The organism is Burkholderia sp. LA-2-3-30-S1-D2 (assembly GCF_001523915.2).
In the GTDB taxonomy this organism is placed as follows: domain Bacteria; phylum Pseudomonadota; class Gammaproteobacteria; order Burkholderiales; family Burkholderiaceae; genus Burkholderia; species Burkholderia diffusa.
The window spans coordinates 2,410,287-2,428,559 of the sequence record NZ_CP013383.1 but is presented as its reverse complement, the minus strand read 5'-3'; the positions used below and the strand labels follow the sequence as shown (position 1 = coordinate 2,428,559).

Sequence of the window (18,273 nt, the reverse complement as noted above, 5' to 3'; positions counted from 1 at the left end):
ATGAAATGCTTCAGCGATGTAACGTAACGCCGGGCTGAAACCGGCCGAGTGTTTCGGTCGACGAATCGGGGAATGTCGTGTCTCGCGCGTGCCGGTGCCGCTCCCGGCGTCGGCACGAGGTCGGGACGGTCTCGCGCGGCGAGCCGCGGCGCCACCCGCCTCACGATGAAAGCGCACGATGGATGCGCCGGATGTTTCATATCCGAGACGTCTTGTTCGCGGCCCGCCGGATGCATGCGCAACCTGTGGACGCGCGGCGCCCAACTGGCCCAGCGAATAACCGGACAACTGTCCATGGGCAGCCGCGTCGTGTTTGCGAACAATCATCGCATCATCTCCGCGAGGTTCGACATGAGCGCCCACGCCTTCTTCTCGGCGAATCTGCTGCTGGCCTACACGGCCTATTTCGTCGGTACGGCCAGCCCCGGCCCGAGCAATCTCGCGATCATGTCGGTCGCCGCGAATCACGGCCGCAAGGCGGCGCTCGCGTTCGCGCTCGGCGTCATCTCGGGCTCGATGTTCTGGGCGACGGTGGCCGCGCTGGGCGTGTCGGCCGCGCTGCTCGCATGGTCGCAGTTGCTGGTCGCGATCAAGCTGTTCGGCGGCGTGTACCTGCTGTGGCTCGCGTTCAAGTCGGGCCGCACCGCGTGGTCGGCCAGGGCGGCCGACACGCCGAAGGCGACGGCCGATCGGAAGCTGTCGCGCTTCTACGCACGCGGCGCGATGCTGCATCTGACGAATCCGAAAGCGATCCTGGTGTGGGTGTCGATCGTCGCGCTGTCGTCGAACGGCGCGGGCGCGTCGCACGGCGCCGTCGTGCCGGGCTGCATCGCGATTGGATGCCTGGTGTTCGGCGGCTATGCGCTGGTGTTCTCGACGGACGGCGCACGCCGGCTGTACGTGCGCGGACGCCGCGCGATGGAAGCGTGTCTTGCCGTGGTGTTCGGCGTGGCGGGGATCCGGTTGCTGGCGTCGAACGTGTGAACGGACAACCCGCACGCGTCCAGCCAGACGAACGATCCGCCGCGCGAACACGCGGCGGATCGGCTTCGGCGCTTCAGAAAATGAAGCCCGTGTTGATGAACTTCGAGTGGTGATCCGACACGATCGAGTCGAGCAGCTGCTTGCTGCCGTCGGTCTGCTTCGCCGCGACCATCGAGCGGATCGAGAACGCACGCAGCGCGTCGGTCACCGACAGCGTGCCTTCCGCCGAATCCTTGCGCCCCGCGAACGGGAACACGTCAGGCCCGCGCTGGCACTGGCAGTTGATGTTCACGCGGCACACCTGGTTGACGAGCGGATCGACGAGCGCGCCGATCTGCGCCGGATCGGAACCGAAGATGCTGACCTGCTGGCCGTGCTCCGACGTCGTCACGTAGTCGAGCGCGGTTTCCACGTCGTCGAACGGCGCGACCGGAATGATCGGCCCGAACTGCTCCTCGCGATACAGCTTCATCCCTTCGGACACCGGATACACGACGGCCGGGTAGAACAGCGTCTTGCTGAATTCGCCGCCCGAATGGTTGACGACCTGCGCGCCCCTGGCCTTCGCGTCGTCGATCGCGTCGGTCATGTACGCGGTGCGATGCATGCCCGGCAGCGGCGTGATGCTGACGCCTTTTTCCCACGGCATGCCGATCTTCAGCTGTTCGAGCGCAGCGGTGAAGCGCTTCAGGAATTCGTCGACGATCGAGCGATGCACGAGCAGCATCTTCAGCGCGGTACAGCGCTGGCCATTGAACGACAGCGCGCCGAGCAGGCACTCCTTCACGGTGAGATCGAGATCGGCGTCGGGCAGCACGATCGCCGCGTTCTTCGCATCGAGGCCGAGGATCGCGCGCAGGCGGTGCGACTTCGGATGCTGCTTCTTCAGGTGATCGGCGACCTTGCTCGAGCCGATCAGCGCGAGCACGTTGATCTTGCCCGACGCGAGCATGTGCGGCACGACCACCGCGCCCGGCGCGTAGATCGTATTGATCACGCCTTTCGGGAACGCGTCGCGGAACGCCTCGAGCAGCGGCTCGAACAGCAGCGTGCCGTACTGCGGCGGCTTGAACACCACGGTGTTGCCCATCAGCAGCGCGGGGATCAGCGTCGCGAAGGTCTCGTTCAGCGGATAGTTGTACGGCCCCATGCACAGCACGACGCCGAGCGGCGTGCGGCGGATCTGGCCGATCGTGCCTTCCGCGATCACGAAGCGCGAGTTCGCGTTGTCGAGCTCCTTCAGCGCGTCGATCGTCTGCGTCATGTACGTGACGGTGCGGTCGAACTCCTTCTGCGAATCGGCGAGGCTCTTGCCGATCTCCCACATGATCAGGTTCACGACCAGCTCGCGCTGCGCGACCATCCGCTTGATGAAGTCCTGCATGCACGCGATGCGCTGCTCGACCTTCATCGTCGGCCACTCGCCGCGGCCCGAGTCGTACGCGCGCACCGCGGCGTCGAGCGCCGCATCGCTTTCCGTCTCGCTCATCACCGGATAGCTGCCGATCTCCATCTGCGCGACGCTGCCGTCCGGCTGTCGCACGCACACGGGCGACAGCACGGTCTTGGTCGCGCCGTCCCACGGGCGCAACTCGCCGTCGACCAGCGACACGCGCTGGTGGATCGGCGCGGCGAGCCGGAACTCGGCGGGGATGTCTTGATAGGCGGGAAACAGCTGCTGCAGGGAGGCGGAATCGGGCATGACGGTCTCGTTTGACGGGGTGTGTCCGGGAAGGACGGGCGATGCGGAATCCTGAGCTGAACGATCCTCGAACCTGAATCGGCATCATGACGCGCGGACGAAGCGGCGTCACGCGGCGGCATGGCCGAAACGCGGAATGGAACCAGTTCCATTTAAAAGGAACGCCGAACCGATTGCAAGATTTGCCGAACGCGATCGCACGATACGTAAGCTATTTGAAGGAATGTGTCCGAATGGCGGGTATAAGTCGCCTGGTGCATGCGCAAACGTTTCACTTCGGCCGGATTGGGCGGATAATGGCTCGGCGCGGCGAAGCAAAAATTGCCCCGGAACCTGAGAGAAAACACACGCAGTGAAGAAAAGAGAGAAGGTCCGCCGCGCTGCCGAAGCGAGGTCGGCTGCCCGGAGCGCCGGGTCGGGGTTGCCCGCCCGGCGCGCACCGGACTTTCGCAGCCGGCCACCCGCGTCGCCCGACCTCGCGATGCCTCGCGTTATTCGACGTCCTCGTCGTCTTCATCGTCCTCCATTTCGTTCTCGTCCCGCCCCGGCGCCGCATACGCGCTCGCCTGCTCCAGCAACCATGCACGAAACGACTCGAGCGGCTTGCTGTGACTGAGCTCCGTCGGATAAACGAGGTAGTACGCCGAATCGCCAACCGTCGCCGCGTCGCACGGCACGACGAGGCCGAGCTGCTGCAACTGCTCCTCGACGAAGAACTTCGGCACCAGCGCGATCCCGAGCCCGGCCGCGGCCGCGCTGATCAGCATCGTGTGCAACTCGTAGCGCACGCCCTGCATGGTGCGGATGTCCTCGATGCCGTGCGTCTCGAACCATTGCGCCCAGGCGCCGGGACGCGTGGTCGAGTGCAGCAGCGGATACGCGAGCAGATCCTCCACGCGTTCGACCGGCCCGTCGAGCAGCGCGGGCGAGCAGATCGGCACGACTTCCTCGCCGAACAGGTAATCGGACGACGTGCCGGGCCAGGTCGGCTTGCCGTAGTGGATCGCGGCTTCGAAGTGCGTGTCCTCGAACGAGAACAGGTCGGTGCGGCTGCCCATGTTCACGCGCACGTCCGGCGTGCGGTCATAGAAGCTCTTGATGCGCGGGATCAGCCAGTGCGACGCGAAGGTCGGCAGCACCGCGAGCTCCAGGTAGCCGCCGCCGCTGCCGTGCGCGATGATCGACAGCGTGTCGCGATCGAGCGCCTCCAGCGCGCGCCGCACCTGCGTGCCGTACAGTTTGCCGGCGCGCGTCAGCACGACGCGCTGTTTCACGCGCGCAAACAGCCGCACGCCGAGGCTCGCCTCGAGCGTCGCGATCTGCCGCGATACCGCGCTTTCGGTCAGGAACAGTTCCTTGGCCGCGTGCGTGAAGCTCTCGTGGCGCGCCGCGGCTTCGAAAGCCACGAGCGCACCCATGTTGGGGATCTTGAATTTGCGCATGATGCTCGTTTTGTCTGACGAACGGACCCGCCCGCGGCGGGCCGGAGGACGAGTGCGGAGACGACCGATAATTCCAAAAACTCATCACGTCTCAATTTAATCTCGCTTTACGCCCTGCTGCAACCCTTTGAATAATGCATCCCACGCAAGGCCAGGCGCCCGCTGGGCGGCCGGCCATTCGAGTTGCCGGCACGCTTGCCGGCGGTCCCCCGAACACGAGAATCCTGATGCGCAATCCGAATATCGAGAGCCTGCTGACGAAGCTGCTGGGACAGGCGAAGACCGACGCCCTGTTCGCGACCCTGAACATGCCGGCCATCCTCGACGAATGGGAAACCGACGTCGTCACGCGCGCGGAAATCGCGCAGGCGATGAACATGGCGCTGTTCGAAGGGCTGCTCGAACGTTCGGCGAACGGCCGCGCGTACACGGCCGACGCGATCGAAAACGGCGGCTCGGTCTACTTCGACCACGGCGCGCTGCGAACGGTGCGCTGGCCGCACACGGGCGCGCTGCCGCCGGGCGAAGCCGCGTTCACGCGCATCCTGCGTCCGCTCGGCTTCCGCCTGAACGGCCGTTATCCGCTCGACAAGCTCGGCATGACGGGCCGCGCGTATGCGCATGAAGACGCACCGGACGAGATTGCGCAGTTCTTCGTCAGCGAACTGCATCCGGAGCGCTTCTCCAGGGAATTTCAGCAGGCCGTGACGAACGTCGTGAGCTCGTCGCGCGATCCGCTGTCGCCGGCGTCCGTCGCGCTGTTGTGGGAAATCGAGCGCGAAGGCTGGCTCCCGCTCGACGCCGCGCATGCGCTGCTGCCGGAGATCGTCGGCGCATTCGCGCGCCAGCACGACCTGCCGAACGAACTCGACTACGAGACGCTGCTGCTCGAATCGGCCGAGATGGCGTGGATCGCGACCGAAGGCAATGCGTTCAACCATGCGACCGATCGCGTGGCCGACGTGTTCAAGCTATCCGATGACGAGAAGGCGAAGGGCCGGCCGATGAAGCCGGAAGTCGAGCGCTCGCGTTCGGGCCGCGTGTTCCAGACCGCCTATCGCGCGGACATCGTCGAGCGCGAATTCCGCACGCGCGACGGCGGGACCGTGAAACGCAACGTGCCGGGCTCGTTCTACGAGTTCATCACGCGCCGCCGCACGTTCGACCAGGCGGCGCGCCGCTGGGTGACGGACCTGCGTTTCGACGCGGGCAACGCGCAGGGCATCTTCAAGATGACGGCGAACGCGGCGAAGTAGACGCGACGCATGCAGACAAACGGGCCGGCGGCTGTTGAAAGCCGCCGGCCCGTTTGCGTTGGATGGGCGGCGCGATCGTCAGAACAGGTGCGTGACCAGATAGAACAGCACCAGCACGCCGAGCGGTACGCCGAGCAGCCATGCGATCAGATATTTGCCCATGTCGTGGTCCTCCGCGTGGCCGCGATGCAGGACGCATCGCGGCGGGGTGAGGCGACGTCGCGTCAAAGGTCGCGATCGAACTCCTTCAACTGCTTCTCGGCTTCGTCGCGTGCGATCCCGTAACGCTCCTGGATCCTGCCGGCCAGATAGTCGCGGTTGCCTTCGGCAACCGCGAGATCGTCGTCGGTCAGCTTGCCCCACTTGGCCTTCAGCTTGCCGGTCAACTGCTTCCATTGACCCTTGATCTTGTCTTCGTTCATCGTGTGCTCCTGGAATAAGGGGAAAAAGCGCGACGCTCGGCCGCGCGACGGTTCAGGCCTTCGCCTTCAGGCCGGATGCGTCGACGTGCTTCACGCCCTTGATCGAGCGCGTCACGGCGACGGCCTTCTTCACCGCGGTCTTCGACGGCAGCACGCCCGTCAGCGTGACGACGCCATCGACCGTCTTCACGTTGACGTGGACGCTTTTCACGCCGTCCGTGGTCGCGAGTTCGCTCTTCACCTTGGTCGTGATCCACGTGTCGGTGACGGGCTGGTTCGATTCCGCCTTCATGCCGTCGTCGGACGACGACGATGCCTGTGCGTTCGTGAGCGGGGCGGCGCAAAGCAGGAACGCCGCGCTGACGGCGAGCAGCGCCGACAGGTTCGAGGTCTTGTTCATGGATGTGCTCCTTCGATTGACGTGGTGGATGGGAATCGGCGCAGGCGCGCCGCGCGTTACCGTGCGATCGGCGTGTCGTAGCCGGGCTCGCGCGGCGGCATGTCGGGGCGCGGCACGTCGGGCGGCAGCGGCACCGGCGGATCGGTGCCAGGCGACGGTTCGGGCGGATGGTCCGGGGCCGGCTCGGGTCGCGTCGGATCGGGTGTCTGATGCAGCTTCATCAGGGGATCCTCCTCTGCGGTATGAAAGGGCGGCGCATGGGCGCCGATGCACTACCAGCGTACCGGCGCGAATGCACGCGGACATCGCGCAAATTCACCGGATCGGCTAGTGCGTTTGCACGGGGACGGAACGAAGGAGCGGGAACGGGACGTGCGTCGTGATGCGCGCGATGCGGGATGATCGGCGCGCCAGTCGTGCCGCGCGCCGCTCGGCGGGATAGCGCACGCAGGCGGCGCGGCGTGCGAATGTACTATTGCGCATGGTGCATCCGCGCCTGTCGATTGCATCGGCCGCACGCGATCATCGCGTGCACGCGCCAGCCGGCGCAGGTTGGCGCGGAGGCGACCGGCCCGTCAACCATGTCGACCATGTGGACCACCGATCAATGGACGAACGCGTAAACGAACAGGCGCTGAAGTCGCATACCGACAGGCGCCAGCTGCACCAGATCATCGCGGGGCTCGCCGAGGGCGTGATCCTGATCGAGCCCGACCAGCGCATCGTGTGGGCGAACGAGGCCGCGCTCGCGATGCACGGCGTCACCGAGCTCGACGCGCTCGGCGCGGACGTCACCGAATATCGCGAGCGCTTCCGGCTTCGCTACCGGAACAATCATCCGGTGCGCGACGGCCACTATCCGATGGATCGCGTGATCGCGGGCGAGGAATTCAGCGACGTGACCGTCGAAGTCGAATCGGCCGCCGACGAGAACGTGAGCTGGGTCCACCGCATCCGCAGCCTCGTGCTGACGAACGCGGCCGGCGAGCCCGACTGCCTCGCGCTCGTGCTGCACGATGCGACCGAATGGGCGAGCGCCGAGGACCGCTTCGAGCGCACGTTCAACGCGAACCCGGCGCCGGCCGTGATCTGCCGGCTCGACGACCTGCGCTACGTGAAGGTCAATCAAGGCTTCCTCGAGATGACGGGTCATGCGCGCGACGACGTGCTCGGCCGCTCCGTCTACGAAGTCGACGTGCTCGAACAGGCCGAGCGGCGCGAACTCGCGATCGAGCGGCTGGGTGAGGGCGCGACGATCCCGCAGATGGAGGCCGTGCTCAAGTGCGCGGACGGCGGCACGAAGGCGGTGGTGGTTGCCGGGCAGCCGATCGACATGAACGGCGAGGCGTGCATGCTGTTCACGTTCATGGATCTCGAGCCGCGCAAGCAGGCCGAGCTCGCGCTGCGGCAGAGCGAAGAGCGTTTCGCGAAGGCGTTCCGGATGGCGCCGGTCGCGACCGCGATCGTCACGGCCGGCCGCTTCGAGCTGCTCGACGTGAACGATGCCTTCGTCGGAATGGCCGGCCATGCGCGCGACGATCTGCTCGGCAAGTCGGCGGACGAGATCGGGCTGTGGGCCGACCGCGGGGCCCGGCAGCGCATCGACAGCCAGCTCGCGCGCGACGGCAACGTGCGCAACGCGGACGTGCAGATCCGCACGCGCGACGGCGACGTGCGCGATTGCGTCGTGTCGGCCGAACCGGTCGCGATTCACGGGCAGGATTGCCTGCTGATCGCGCTGCTCGACATCAGCGACCGCAAGCGCACCGAGATGGAGCTAGTCTATGCGATCGAGACCGCGATGCAGGACGCGTCGTGGTTCAGCCGCACGCTGATCGAAAAACTGGCGAACGTGCGGCGCGCGAATGCGCCGGACGCGGGCGCGCAACTGTCGGACCTCACCGCGCGCGAGCGCGACGTGTTCGACCTGCTGTGTCACGGCCTCGCCGACAAGGAGATCGCCGCGCGCCTCGGGCTCGCGCCGAACACGGTCCGCAATCACGTCGCGACGATCTACGCGAAGCTCGACGTGCATAGCCGCGGCGAGGCGATCGTGTGGGCGCGCGAGCGGGGGATCGTCGGCGCGTCCGACGCGAACGGCGTGCGGGGCGAGAAGGGCGGCGAGAAGGGCGCTGACAAGGGCGCTGACAAGGGCGCTGACAAGGGCGCTGACAAGGGCGGCACGAGCGGCAAGGACTGACGCCGGGCGTCGGGCCATCGGTGCGAATGCACCATGCAGGCTGGTGCATCCGCATCTGCCGCGCGCGGCGCGCGGCTGCGATCCTGTCCACTCGGCGGTGCGGCGCAGGCTGCCGTGCCGTCGGCTCTCTCTCCCAACTCATCGCAGGAGACGACCATGGACAGGAATCGCATCGAAGGCAAACTCAAACAAGTGAAGGGTTCGGTCAAGGAAGCGCTCGGCAAGGTGACGGGCGACCGCGAGACGGAAGCGGAAGGCGTGGCGGAACAGCAGGCCGGCGAGGTCCAGGAGAAGGCCGGCGAGGCGGCCGATGCCGTGCGCAAGCAGACGGGCACCGACAGGCATTGACCGGCCCCGCGTCATCGACCGAATCGCGCGATGTGCCGAGCGTTGCCGCTGCCTGATTCGGTGATGATGCTTCATCGGCATTACCCCCGCGCAGCCTCGGTGCAACGGGGCATGCGCGCACGCCGCTGATGTTTGTTCTCCCCGGCCCGCCGTCGCGCGGGCCGCGTGCCGTCGGTAGCGTCGGCACTTGATGATAATTCCTCACAACGTAGTTCCGATATTTCGTTTGCTGCACGCGTATTGGCTACCCACAATCGGTTCACCTCTTTCGCGCCGACAGGTTTCCCGGAGACGGAACCGCGAAGATCGACCGGCAAGTGACGCGCCATCGGCGCCAGGCCGGCGACAGAACAATCACCGGCACGCGGGAGGTCGCCGGCGCGCGATGATCGCGCGTCGCATCCCGACCCACAGAAGAAGGATTGGCTGATGACGTTCCGCATTCGTTCGCTTTCCGGTATTGCACTGACCGCCGCGATCCTCGCATTCCAGACGGGCGCGGCCCACGCGCAGGAGACGGTCGTCAAGGTCGGCGTGGCCGTGCCGCTGACCGGCGGCGGCGCCGCGTACGGCAAGGACATCGAGAACGGCGTGCGCATGGCCGTGGATGAAGCGAACGCCGCGCACACGACGATCGGCGGCAAGCCGGTGAAGTTCGTCGTCGCGTCGCAGGACGACCAGAGCGATCCGCGCATCGGCGTGCAGGCCGCGCAGCAGCTGACCGACGCGCAGGTGGCCGTCGTGATCGGCCATTTCAATTCCGGCACGACGCTGCCCGCGTCGAAGATCTACGCGAAGGCCGGCATTCCGATGATCACGCCGTCGGCGACCAATCCGGACATCACGCGCGCCGGGCTCGGCACCGTGTATCGCGTGATCGCGACCGACGCGCAGAACGCCGGCAACGCCGGTGCGTATGCGGCGGGTGTGACCAAGGCGAAGCGCATCGCGATCATCGACGACCGCACCGCGTTCGGCCAGGGCGAAGCGGACGAGTTCGAGAAGGCCGCGAAGGCGAACGGCGGCACGATCGTCGCGCGCGAATTCACGAACGACAAGGCCGTCGACTTCAGCGCGCAGCTCACGAAGATCAAGAGCACGAATGCCGACCTGGTGTTCTTCGGCGGCCTCGACGCGCAGTCCGCGATGCTGGTCAAGCGCATGCGCCAGCTCGGCATCCGCGCGCAGTTCCTGGCCGGCGGCGGCGTGATGAACGCGAACTTCATCAAGCTCGCCGGCAACGCGGCCGAAGGCGCGGCCGTGTGGGAATACGGGCAGCCGCTCGCGCGTCTCGCGAAGGGCAAGCAGTTCGAAACGAAGTTCCGGCAGAAGTACGGCGTCGACATGCTCGCTTATGCGCCGTTCGCGTACGACGCGACGTGGATCGCGATCAACGCGATGCAGAAGGCGAACTCGACGAAGCCGGCCGATTTCAACGGCGCGCTGAAGGGCACGCGCTACGACGGCATCACCGGCACGATCGCGTTCACGAACACGGGCGACCTGAAGAACCCGAGCTCGACGCTGTATGAAGTGAAGAACGCCGCGTGGCAGCCCGTCACCACGCAAACGGCGGACTGAATACCCGAACGCGCGCGGACTTTCGCGGCGATGCAGGACGTGCTGAAATAGCCGAAGCGATCGGATGCGGTCGCGGTGCACGTCGGGGCGATTCGCCGGGTGGTCCGCTCGCACGGCGCCGCGCGCGACGCGGCACGAACAACCTTCGGCGCGGCCGGCCGCGCCTTTCACGTGCAACTGGAGTCAGTCGTGAGTTCTCAAGTCGTCATCGTCGGCGGTGGTGTGATCGGCAGCTCGATCGCCTATTTCCTGCGTGCTACCGATCCGACGGTGTCCGTGACCGTCATCGAACGCGATCCCACCTATGCGAGGTCGTCGTCGGCGCTGTCGGCCGCGTCGATTCGCCAGCAGTTCTCGACGCCGCTGTCGATCGAGATGTCGCTGTTCGGGATCGACTTCCTGCGCACGATCGGCGAACGGCTCGAGGTCGACGGCACGCGGCCGTCGATCGATCTGCACGAAGGCGGTTATCTGTTTCTCGCGACGCCGGCGGGCGATGCGACGCTGCGCGAGAACCATGCGCTGCAGACGAAGCTCGGCGCCGATATCCTGCTGATGGATCGCGATGCGCTGCGCGCGAAGTTTCCCTGGCTGAACGTCGACGATCTCGTGTCGGGCTGCTATGGCGTGAGCGGCGAAGGGTGGTTCGACGGTTACGGGCTCGTGCAGGCGCTGCGCAAGAAGGCGCAGGCACTGGGCGCGCGGTATGTGCCGGCCGATGTGACCGGCGTCGTTCGCGACGGTCGCAAGGTCACGCACGTGGTGACCAACGACGGCGAGCGCTACGCATGCGACACGCTCGTCAACGCGGCCGGTGCGTGGACGCGCACGCTGTCGTCGATGATGGGCATCGACATCCCCGTGTATGCGCGGCGTCGCAGCATCTTCAACGTGTCGTCGCCGGCGAAGCTGACCGATTGCCCGCTGCTGATCGATCCGACGGGCGTGTATTTCCGGCCGGAAGGGCGCACGTACATCTGCGGAACATCGCCGAGCCCGGATCGCGATCCCGACGACCTGCCGCTCGACGAGGTCGATCACGACCTGTTCGACGAGGTGATCTGGCCGACGCTCGCCAATCGCGTGCCGGAGTTCGAAGCGCTGCGCGTGGAGAACTGCTGGTCCGGGTACTACGAGTACAACGTGTTCGATCACAACGCGATCATCGGATATCACCCCGAACTCGACAACGTGGTGTTCGCGAACGGGTATAGCGGGCACGGGCTGCAGCAAGGGCCCGCGACGGGGCGTGGAGTGAGTGAACTGATCCTGGGCGGGCGGTATGAATCGCTCGACCTGTCGTCGCTCGGCTGGGAGCGTGTGCTCGAAAACCGGCCGATCGTCGAAAAGAACGTCGTGTAGCGCGGCGTGACCGCCCGGTGTGGGGTGGGCGGGATTCTCCTTGTGTCTCAATCTGATTGGCCCGGCTTTGCCGGGCTTTTTTTCGGAGCGGGGATGCAGGATGCGCCGCTCTCGCGCGCGCAACTCACGCCAGCAGGCACGCGATCAGTTCGTGGGTCGTGCGTACCTCGTATTTCCTCAACAAGCTCGCGCGATGAATATCGACCGTGCGCGGGCTGATGCTCAGTTCCTTGCCGATTTCCTTGCTGGTGAGCCCGTGAACCAGGAATGCCGCGACGTCGCGCTCGCGATCGGTCAAGGTGCTGGTGACGTCGGGATGCTTGGCGTTCTCCGACAGGTCGGTGAAGGTCCAGATGGCCAGTTCGAAGGGCCGCTTCGGGTTGTAGCCGAAGCCGCACACGGTGACCCAGAAATGACTGCCGTCGACGCGACGCATGATGCGGTCGTCGCTGAACCCCTCATGTTTCGCGAGCAGCGGCGCGAGGCGGCGGCCCGTCGTCGCGAAGTCCTTCCGCTGCGGATACAGCTTCGCGAACGACTGGTCGATGATGTCGTCGCGGGTCGCCCGGAACAGTTGCAGCGCCTTCTCGTTGCAGTCGAACATGATGCGTTCCCTGGCGACGATGGCCGCGACGGGCAGATGCCTGAAGAGATCTTCGTAGTCGAGGCTTGGCATCGTGTCGGTCATGGTCGGCATCTTGTCGACGGGTCCGAACCGTGTTCGGACCAAGGCTATCGGGCGGGTTCGCTCCCGTCGGATTGTAGCGCTTGCAACGGTTTGCGCCCGACATGAAAGACACAGCAGTCGTGTCCTTCTCCCGCACACCGGACCTCCGAAGCATGCGCGCGCGGGCCCTTGCCCGCCGTGTCGAGCGCGGTGTCGTTGACCCAGTCCATCGCGCCGGCGAACCAGCCCGCGAACATGTAGCAGAGCTTGCCGTGCTTGTCGGGCTGCGCCAGCACGAACGACGAGTGGTGCAGATGGATGCGCGCATGCGACGTCGCCGGATCGGCTTCGGCGATGCTGAACACGCCCCAGCCGCGCTGCGACAGCCGTTTCAGATAATGTTCGAACACGGCCATGCCGCCGATGCCGTGCTGCTTCGCTTCCTTGTCGCACCAGTGATGGGCGGACTTGTAGCCGGCCGTGTAGAGAATCGACGCGTAGGCGGCGCGGCCGAGCGCTTCCTCGACGGCGACATGATTGTTCGTGAAGAAGTGGCGCGGCACGTACAGCATCGGCAGCGCGTCGGTGGTCCAGACACCGGTGTCCGGATCGACGTCGATGGGCAATCGCGGTTGCATGGCGGGTGTGTATGCGTCGTGCGATTCAGGCGTTCCAGACTTCGCCGAACACCCGCAGCCAGTTCTCGCCCATCACTTTGCGGATGCGCGATTCGCTCCAGCCGGCGCGTTGCATCGCGGCCGTGAGGTTCGGGAATTCGCCGATCGTTCGGATGCCTTCCGGATTGACGACCTTGCCGAAATCCGTCAGGCGACGATAGCGGCCCTTGTCGTGCGTGATCCAGTCGAAGAACTCGGTGCTGTAGCCCTGCGTGAAGTCCGTGCCGATACCGACCTTGTCCTCGCCGATCAAGTCGATCACATATTCGATTGCTTCCAGATAATCGTCGATGGTCGCGTCGGCGCCGCGTCGCAGGAACGGCATGAACATCGTCACGCCCACGAAGCCGTTTGCTTCCGCGATCTCGCCCAGCTGATCGTCCGTCTTGTTGCGCGGATGCGCCTTCAGCGCGGACGGGCAGCAGTGCGAATAGGTGACCGGCTTCTTCGAACAGGCGATCGCGTCGGACGACGTCTTCGCGCCGACGTGCGAGAGATCCACCATGATGCCGACCCGGTTCATCTCCTGAATCACTTCGCGGCCGTATCCGGACAGCCCGCCGTCGGGTTCGTAGGAACCCGTGCCGACGAGGTTCTGCGTGTTGTAGCAGAGCTGCACCACATTCACGCCGAGTTCCTTGAATACCTCGATATAGCCGAGGTTGTCCTCGAACGCATACGAGTTCTGGAAGCCGAGAATGATGCCGGTCTTGTTCTCCCGCTTCGCGCGCACGATATCGTCCGTCGTGCGCACGAGCGTGAGGATTTCGCTGTATTCGCGGATCTGCTGCTTCATTTCCGCGATGTTGTCGATCGTCTTCTGGAAGTCTTCCCACACGGAGACCGTGCAGTTGACGGCAGTGACGCCGCCCGCGCGCATGTCTTCGAACACCGAACGCTCGAATCGGGAAATGTTCAGGCCGTCGATGATGATGCTGGAGTCGTGAAGGCTGGTCATGGTGTCTGTCGATGCGTTGGATGCTTGCGGACAGGCTGCGGAAGCGGCGCCCGTGCTCAAACGGCGCCTTCGACGCCGCGCTTGGCGGACCGGACGGCGCCCGCGATCGCCGGACCGGCTTCCTCGAGTGCCGTCTTCGACGTTTCCGGCAGGGACAGGCCGCCGATCATCGCTAAGAGCGACACGGCGATCAGGTAGTACGCGGGCGACAGGTTCGTGCCGGTCGCGGAGATCAGCCACGTGGCGACGAGCGGCGCGGTACCGCCGAAGATCGTGTAGGCGAGGTTGTACGTGATCGCCGATGCCGTGTAGCGCGTTTTCGTCGCGAACACTTCCGACATCAGCGGTGCCGTCACCACGCCCGAGAACACCGCGCCGATCGCAAGCAGCGCGACGCCGATCATCGATTGCGACAGCACGCCCGAGCCGCCGAGCGAGAACGCCGGATAAACCGACACGATGATGAAGATGCCGGTCGTGGCGATCGTCGCGCGGCGGCCGACGAGGTCGGAGAACAAGCCGGCGACCGGGCACAGGGCCGCGGCGAAGAAGAGCGCGAGCACCGTCACGAGAAGCGACGTGCCGCGAGACAAGTGCCCGGCCACTTGAAGGTAGGTCGCGAAATACGTCGTGAACGTGTAGAACGACAGCGCCGTCACGGACACGAACGCGCCGAGCTTCAGGATATTCAACGACTGCGAATGCAGCGTTTCCATCAGCGGGGCATGCGCGATGTCGTGCTTGCCTTCGAGCGCCTGGAACGCGGGCGTTTCATTCAGGTTCACACGCAGGTAGACGCCGATGAGGCCGACCGGTGCCGCGATCAGGAACGGCACGCGCCAGCCCCATTCGACCATGGCCTGCGACGACAGCGACGATTCGAGCAGATAGGCCACCACCGCCGCGCAAGCGAACGACGAGAAGGTCGAGACCGGCACGAAACTGCCGAAGAAGGCGCGGCGGCGGCGCGGTGCATGTTCCATCACGTACGCGCATGCGCCGGCGTATTCGCCGCCTGCGGAGAACCCCTGGACGCAGCGAATGATCGTGAGCAGCAACGGTGCCCAGTAGCCGATGCTCGCGTAGGTCGGGAGCAGGCCGATCAACGTCGTCGAGCCGGCCATCATCAGGATCGTCAGCGCGAGGGTGCGCTTGCGTCCGATCCGGTCGCCGATCACGCCGAAGACGAGGCCGCCCAGCGGCCGGAATGCGAAGGCTACCGCGAACACCGCGAAAGTCTTCAGGAGCCCGATCGTTGGGTCGCCGCTGGGGAAGAATTCGCGCGTCAGGATGGTGGCGAGAAAGCCGTATGCGGCGAAATCGAACCATTCGACGAAATTGCCGATCGAGGCTGCGGCGATCACGCGTCGTAGCGTGCTGGTATCGACGTCCTGGGTGGTCATGGTCGTGTCCTCTTTATGTGGGCGCTTGGATTCGCGTCGAAAACCATGGTAAGGAGGACAATTACCTAGGTCTATACGTGTCAATTACCTAGGTAATCAGGGCGGGCTGCGAGGCTGCCGACCTTTGAACCGGGCAACCGGGGGTTGCCGTTTTGACGGTGTTACCGTCCCGCGAGCATGGCGCTGCGTTGTAAAAGTCGGCGCGCGGCCGATGAAGAGAATGTCGTCAGAACAGGAGTCCCAGAATGGTCGCCTTGACCGCGGCTTCGGTCTTGTTGGACGCATTCAGCTTGCGCATCGCATTGACGAGGTGAAATTTCACGGTGCGCTCGTCGACATGCATGATCTTGCCGATCTCGACGTAGGTTTTCCCCGCAGCAGACCATTGCAGCGACTCCCGCTCGCGAGCCGTCAACTCGACGGCATATTCGGGCGCACGCTGCGCGAGCAGATGCATGCTCATCGCGCAGTTGGCTGTGTTCGCGAGCCATGACATCTGGTATCCCTTTTCCTCGAGTTCGCACTCGTCGATCGGCTCGCTCGATCGCACCATGGTCACGAGTCCAATCGCGCCGGTGCGGCTGACGGACGGCATGCACCAGCCGTGACGCAAGCCGAAGTGATCCGCTTCCTTCCAGAATTCGAAGCTTTGAGTCGGGGTGTCGGCGCGCCAGATCATTGGCATCAACTGGCTGAGCCCGTGTCGGACGGTCGGGTCGACGGCAAAGTAGTTTTGACTCACATAGCGCTTGACCCACGGCTCCGGATAATTGGACTGCAGCATGAACTGCGGATTGGTCACCGGGAACGGAATGCGCAGGCCGAACGAACAATACTCGAATCCGAGTGCTCGCACATCCGCCGTCAACTCCAAAAACACGTCAGCCTCGGATTTTGCCGCGGCGTATCCATTCAGATACTTCTCTTTCCATGCATGCATATCGTTACCTTTGCGGTCAATCTTGCCCCAAGGGATCGTGTTCCCGGGGGCGTTGGCCGGTCCTTCAAAAGTCATTCAGGGCTGGTCTTGCGCTTCGACGTTTCAAGCGTCAAACATGACGTCGAATGCAATTTTCTATCGAATCGATTTCGGGATAGTGTCGGGACTTGCCGTCGATTGAATTGCGCGATCTTGCATGTGGGTATGTATATATTTGGACTGCACGGAGTTCAGACTCCGCAAATCGCAAGTTCGAAAATCCTGGCATTGCTTCGTGATCGTGCGTGATCTCGATGATGCAATGGCATTTCCCGAGTGGTCTGTAATAATCGTAAATAACCTGCGCGTGATCGCAGTGGATATTCACAAGCCGCAACACGAGCGCTACGCGTGTCGAAAGGCCTCGCGGCCCGTTTCCACTGCTAATCTTGCCAGGCTATGCCGTGCCAATTTTAACAGGTGCCACGTTGAGAGAACGAACATGCCAAAAAAGCTGAATGATGGATACGTGCGATTGACCCTGCCGGCGTTCTACGCGCTGCGTTTCCGTCAGCATATGTGTCAGCAAGCCCCGGATTTGTTACATGACTTATGGGGTGAGGGGATCAGCGCCGTCGATGCCGGCTACTACGAACTGGTCTGCACCGAGACGCAACCGGCCGCGAGCGTCGGCTGCGTATGGTACGTGGCAGTGGGGCGGCCCGATGTGAACGTCGGGGCGGACGACATCAGCAGCAATGTCATGCTTCTCGATACGGACGGCGACGATTACGGCGCGCGATACAGCCAGGCGTTAATCCAGAACTGGCTGTGCTCGGGAGCGCGCCAACGCGAACTTGAATCGACTATTTTTGCCGATCACTGATTTCGTGTTCAAGGCGCTTCATTATTTCTCGGCGAGTAAATAATGCTTTGGCATTAAAGTTTCGTGCCGCGCAACCGCCCGTTTCCGCCGATCGTCCTCATCGGCTTCAGCGATGATTCGATGGCGGGCACGATTATCCATACCGTGACGCGGCACCACGAGAGGCTTGCTTCGAGCCGTTCATGACAGGCGTGCTCGCGATGGTTCGTTCGACCGCCCCACTGGCCGTCGCCAGCTAAATCCAGAATCCGCTTTCCCGCCGGAGTGTTTCAGCGCATTCGGCGTGATGAGTCTCGTCCAAAGCGCCCACCCTGCCCATTCGGGCAGCTATGTTGTCGCGGCAATTTCGGGTTCAATCGCGCTAACAATTCTGAGATGAGAGAGAGGGCTTTCAGATGCTGACTTTGTTGTCGGGGCGAAGCGCTGATTTGAGTCGCGAGGTGATGTATCGACTTGCGAAGTTTCGGCATAAGGTCTTCATACAGGAACTCGGTTGGTCATTGCCGACCGACAACGGCATCGAATTTGACGATTTCGATCACGCGGACACTCTTTACGTTGTCGCTTTCGATCGCAACCGTGAAATTGTCGGTTGCGGTCGATTGCTGCCGACCGACGAGCCCTATCTGCTCGGTGATGTTTTCTCGGATTTGATGGGCGACGCTTCTCTCCCCCGTGCGCGTGATGTTTGGGAGTTGTCCCGCTTCGCGATGAGCATGCCGCGCGGCGAGTCGTTGACTGCCGAGGAGTCGTGGCAAAACACGCGCGCGCTCATGTCCGAAATCGTCCGCGTCGCGCACGCACATGGCGCGAACCGTCTCATTGCATTTTCCGTGCTCGGCAACGAACGGCTTCTGAAGCGCATGGGTGTCAATGTGCATCGCGCCGCGCCGCCCCAAATGATCGAAGGTAAGCCGACCCTGCCGTTCTGGATCGAGATCGATGAACAGACGCGCTCCGCGCTGGACCTCGACGGATCGGAGTACGGCGTGCCGCTCGACATGCCGCGCGCTCCGCGTGCGTCGCATGCGTTCGGGCAAGCGGTGTGAGTGCGCGACGCGCATGG

Annotated in this window: 19 protein-coding genes; 8 read left to right on the top strand and 11 right to left on the bottom strand. The window is 64.3% G+C overall.

From position 1 onward, the window contains the following. Nucleotides 1–351 precede the first annotated feature (351 nt). Nucleotides 352–984, top strand: a complete 633-nt coding sequence (locus WS66_RS11115; RefSeq protein ID WP_059601804.1) for a LysE family translocator — start codon at nucleotides 352–354, stop codon at nucleotides 982–984. Nucleotides 985–1,057: 73 nt separating this feature from the next. On the opposite strand, the gene WS66_RS11110 is transcribed toward WS66_RS11115, so the two are convergent. Next, on the bottom strand, nucleotides 1,058–2,686 hold the full coding sequence (locus WS66_RS11110; protein WP_059601052.1) for an NADP-dependent glyceraldehyde-3-phosphate dehydrogenase: 1,629 nt from the start codon (nucleotides 2,684–2,686) through the stop codon (nucleotides 1,058–1,060). 491 nt (nucleotides 2,687–3,177) lie between these two features. Further along, nucleotides 3,178–4,128, bottom strand: a complete 951-nt coding sequence (locus tag WS66_RS11105) for a LysR family transcriptional regulator (protein WP_059601054.1) — start codon at nucleotides 4,126–4,128, stop codon at nucleotides 3,178–3,180. Nucleotides 4,129–4,355: 227 nt separating this feature from the next. Here WS66_RS11105 and WS66_RS11100 point away from each other — a divergent pair, with 227 nt between their 5' ends. Continuing rightward, entirely contained in the window at nucleotides 4,356–5,384 is a 1,029-nt protein-coding gene (locus WS66_RS11100) for a DUF1338 domain-containing protein (protein ID WP_059601056.1), read from the top strand. A gap of 78 nt (nucleotides 5,385–5,462) precedes the next feature. Here WS66_RS11100 and WS66_RS33630 read toward each other — a convergent pair whose 3' ends face one another. Genes WS66_RS33630 through WS66_RS34065 form a run of 4 tightly spaced genes read right to left on the bottom strand, consistent with a single transcriptional unit; the run spans nucleotide 5,463 to nucleotide 6,427 of the window. Beyond that, complete coding sequence (locus tag WS66_RS33630; RefSeq protein WP_156429781.1) at nucleotides 5,463–5,612, bottom strand: hypothetical protein; 150 nt, start codon at nucleotides 5,610–5,612, stop codon at nucleotides 5,463–5,465. Then, nucleotides 5,609–5,806: a CsbD family protein gene (locus tag WS66_RS11095; protein WP_059601059.1), complete on the bottom strand. Its 198-nt coding sequence runs from the start codon at nucleotides 5,804–5,806 to the stop codon at nucleotides 5,609–5,611. Before WS66_RS11095 ends, WS66_RS33630 begins: the two co-directional genes overlap by 4 nt. 52 nt (nucleotides 5,807–5,858) lie before the next feature. Next, nucleotides 5,859–6,206, bottom strand: a complete 348-nt coding sequence (locus WS66_RS11090) for a BON domain-containing protein (RefSeq protein WP_059601062.1) — start codon at nucleotides 6,204–6,206, stop codon at nucleotides 5,859–5,861. Between the two features lie 56 nt (nucleotides 6,207–6,262). After that, the gene (locus tag WS66_RS34065) at nucleotides 6,263–6,427 is read right to left on the bottom strand and encodes a hypothetical protein (RefSeq protein WP_162840554.1); all 165 of its coding nucleotides are present in this window, start codon (nucleotides 6,425–6,427) and stop codon (nucleotides 6,263–6,265) included. Nucleotides 6,428–6,813: 386 nt separating this feature from the next. On the opposite strand from WS66_RS34065, the gene WS66_RS11085 reads away from it, so the two are divergent. The 4 genes from WS66_RS11085 (at nucleotide 6,814) to WS66_RS11070 (ending at nucleotide 11,697) form a co-directional block, all read left to right on the top strand. Continuing rightward, nucleotides 6,814–8,406 carry a helix-turn-helix transcriptional regulator gene (locus WS66_RS11085; protein WP_059601805.1) on the top strand — a complete coding sequence of 531 codons (1,593 nt, stop codon included), beginning with the start codon at nucleotides 6,814–6,816 and terminating at the stop codon, nucleotides 8,404–8,406. A 156-nt stretch (nucleotides 8,407–8,562) separates the two neighbouring features. Beyond that, nucleotides 8,563–8,754, top strand: a complete 192-nt coding sequence (locus WS66_RS11080) for a CsbD family protein (RefSeq protein ID WP_059601065.1) — start codon at nucleotides 8,563–8,565, stop codon at nucleotides 8,752–8,754. A 429-nt stretch (nucleotides 8,755–9,183) separates the two neighbouring features. Then, the gene (locus WS66_RS11075; RefSeq protein WP_059601068.1) at nucleotides 9,184–10,335 is read left to right on the top strand and encodes a branched-chain amino acid ABC transporter substrate-binding protein; all 1,152 of its coding nucleotides are present in this window, start codon (nucleotides 9,184–9,186) and stop codon (nucleotides 10,333–10,335) included. Nucleotides 10,336–10,524: 189 nt separating this feature from the next. Then, nucleotides 10,525–11,697: an NAD(P)/FAD-dependent oxidoreductase gene (locus tag WS66_RS11070; protein WP_059601807.1), complete on the top strand. Its 1,173-nt coding sequence runs from the start codon at nucleotides 10,525–10,527 to the stop codon at nucleotides 11,695–11,697. Between the two features lie 124 nt (nucleotides 11,698–11,821). On the opposite strand, the gene WS66_RS11065 is transcribed toward WS66_RS11070, so the two are convergent. From WS66_RS11065 to WS66_RS11045, 5 genes are all read right to left on the bottom strand, one after another. After that, a complete protein-coding gene (locus WS66_RS11065; protein ID WP_059601070.1) occupies nucleotides 11,822–12,394 on the bottom strand; it encodes a PAS and helix-turn-helix domain-containing protein in 573 nt (190 codons plus the stop codon). Between the two features lie 35 nt (nucleotides 12,395–12,429). After that, nucleotides 12,430–13,002 carry a DUF5943 domain-containing protein gene (locus tag WS66_RS11060; RefSeq protein WP_059601072.1) on the bottom strand — a complete coding sequence of 191 codons (573 nt, stop codon included), beginning with the start codon at nucleotides 13,000–13,002 and terminating at the stop codon, nucleotides 12,430–12,432. A gap of 25 nt (nucleotides 13,003–13,027) precedes the next feature. Continuing rightward, a complete protein-coding gene (locus WS66_RS11055) occupies nucleotides 13,028–13,999 on the bottom strand; it encodes a dipeptidase (RefSeq protein WP_059601074.1) in 972 nt (323 codons plus the stop codon). Between the two features lie 56 nt (nucleotides 14,000–14,055). Continuing rightward, nucleotides 14,056–15,402, bottom strand: a complete 1,347-nt coding sequence (locus WS66_RS11050) for an MFS transporter (protein WP_059601076.1) — start codon at nucleotides 15,400–15,402, stop codon at nucleotides 14,056–14,058. Between the two features lie 226 nt (nucleotides 15,403–15,628). Then, on the bottom strand, nucleotides 15,629–16,417 hold the full coding sequence (locus tag WS66_RS11045) for a LuxR family transcriptional regulator (protein WP_236872896.1): 789 nt from the start codon (nucleotides 16,415–16,417) through the stop codon (nucleotides 15,629–15,631). A 406-nt stretch (nucleotides 16,418–16,823) separates the two neighbouring features. Here WS66_RS11045 and WS66_RS11040 point away from each other — a divergent pair, with 406 nt between their 5' ends. Together WS66_RS11040 and WS66_RS11035 are read left to right on the top strand one after the other, a co-directional pair. Then, nucleotides 16,824–17,207 (top strand): DUF4902 domain-containing protein, encoded by a 384-nt coding sequence (locus tag WS66_RS11040; protein ID WP_059601081.1) that lies wholly within the window; start codon nucleotides 16,824–16,826, stop codon nucleotides 17,205–17,207. A gap of 395 nt (nucleotides 17,208–17,602) precedes the next feature. Continuing rightward, on the top strand, nucleotides 17,603–18,256 hold the full coding sequence (locus WS66_RS11035; protein WP_059601084.1) for an acyl-homoserine-lactone synthase: 654 nt from the start codon (nucleotides 17,603–17,605) through the stop codon (nucleotides 18,254–18,256). Nucleotides 18,257–18,273 lie beyond the last annotated feature (17 nt).

What these genes read in the sequence shown, in the direction of transcription:
- WS66_RS11115 (WP_059601804.1), top strand. Translation starts at nt 352, where the DNA reads ATGAGCGCCCACGCCTTCTTCTCGGCGAATCTGCTGCTGGCCTACACG.
- WS66_RS11110 (WP_059601052.1), bottom strand. Translation starts at nt 2,686, where the DNA reads ATGCCCGATTCCGCCTCCCTGCAGCAGCTGTTTCCCGCCTATCAAGAC.
- WS66_RS11105 (WP_059601054.1), bottom strand. Translation starts at nt 4,128, where the DNA reads ATGCGCAAATTCAAGATCCCCAACATGGGTGCGCTCGTGGCTTTCGAA.
- WS66_RS11100 (WP_059601056.1), top strand. Translation starts at nt 4,356, where the DNA reads ATGCGCAATCCGAATATCGAGAGCCTGCTGACGAAGCTGCTGGGACAG.
- WS66_RS11095 (WP_059601059.1), bottom strand. Translation starts at nt 5,806, where the DNA reads ATGAACGAAGACAAGATCAAGGGTCAATGGAAGCAGTTGACCGGCAAG.
- WS66_RS11090 (WP_059601062.1), bottom strand. Translation starts at nt 6,206, where the DNA reads ATGAACAAGACCTCGAACCTGTCGGCGCTGCTCGCCGTCAGCGCGGCG.
- WS66_RS34065 (WP_162840554.1), bottom strand. Translation starts at nt 6,427, where the DNA reads ATGAAGCTGCATCAGACACCCGATCCGACGCGACCCGAGCCGGCCCCG.
- WS66_RS11085 (WP_059601805.1), top strand. Translation starts at nt 6,814, where the DNA reads ATGGACGAACGCGTAAACGAACAGGCGCTGAAGTCGCATACCGACAGG.
- WS66_RS11080 (WP_059601065.1), top strand. Translation starts at nt 8,563, where the DNA reads ATGGACAGGAATCGCATCGAAGGCAAACTCAAACAAGTGAAGGGTTCG.
- WS66_RS11075 (WP_059601068.1), top strand. Translation starts at nt 9,184, where the DNA reads ATGACGTTCCGCATTCGTTCGCTTTCCGGTATTGCACTGACCGCCGCG.
- WS66_RS11065 (WP_059601070.1), bottom strand. Translation starts at nt 12,394, where the DNA reads ATGCCGACCATGACCGACACGATGCCAAGCCTCGACTACGAAGATCTC.
- WS66_RS11060 (WP_059601072.1), bottom strand. Translation starts at nt 13,002, where the DNA reads ATGCAACCGCGATTGCCCATCGACGTCGATCCGGACACCGGTGTCTGG.
- WS66_RS11055 (WP_059601074.1), bottom strand. Translation starts at nt 13,999, where the DNA reads ATGACCAGCCTTCACGACTCCAGCATCATCATCGACGGCCTGAACATT.
- WS66_RS11050 (WP_059601076.1), bottom strand. Translation starts at nt 15,402, where the DNA reads ATGACCACCCAGGACGTCGATACCAGCACGCTACGACGCGTGATCGCC.
- WS66_RS11045 (WP_236872896.1), bottom strand. Translation starts at nt 16,417, where the DNA reads ATGACTTTTGAAGGACCGGCCAACGCCCCCGGGAACACGATCCCTTGG.
- WS66_RS11040 (WP_059601081.1), top strand. Translation starts at nt 16,824, where the DNA reads ATGCCAAAAAAGCTGAATGATGGATACGTGCGATTGACCCTGCCGGCG.
- WS66_RS11035 (WP_059601084.1), top strand. Translation starts at nt 17,603, where the DNA reads ATGCTGACTTTGTTGTCGGGGCGAAGCGCTGATTTGAGTCGCGAGGTG.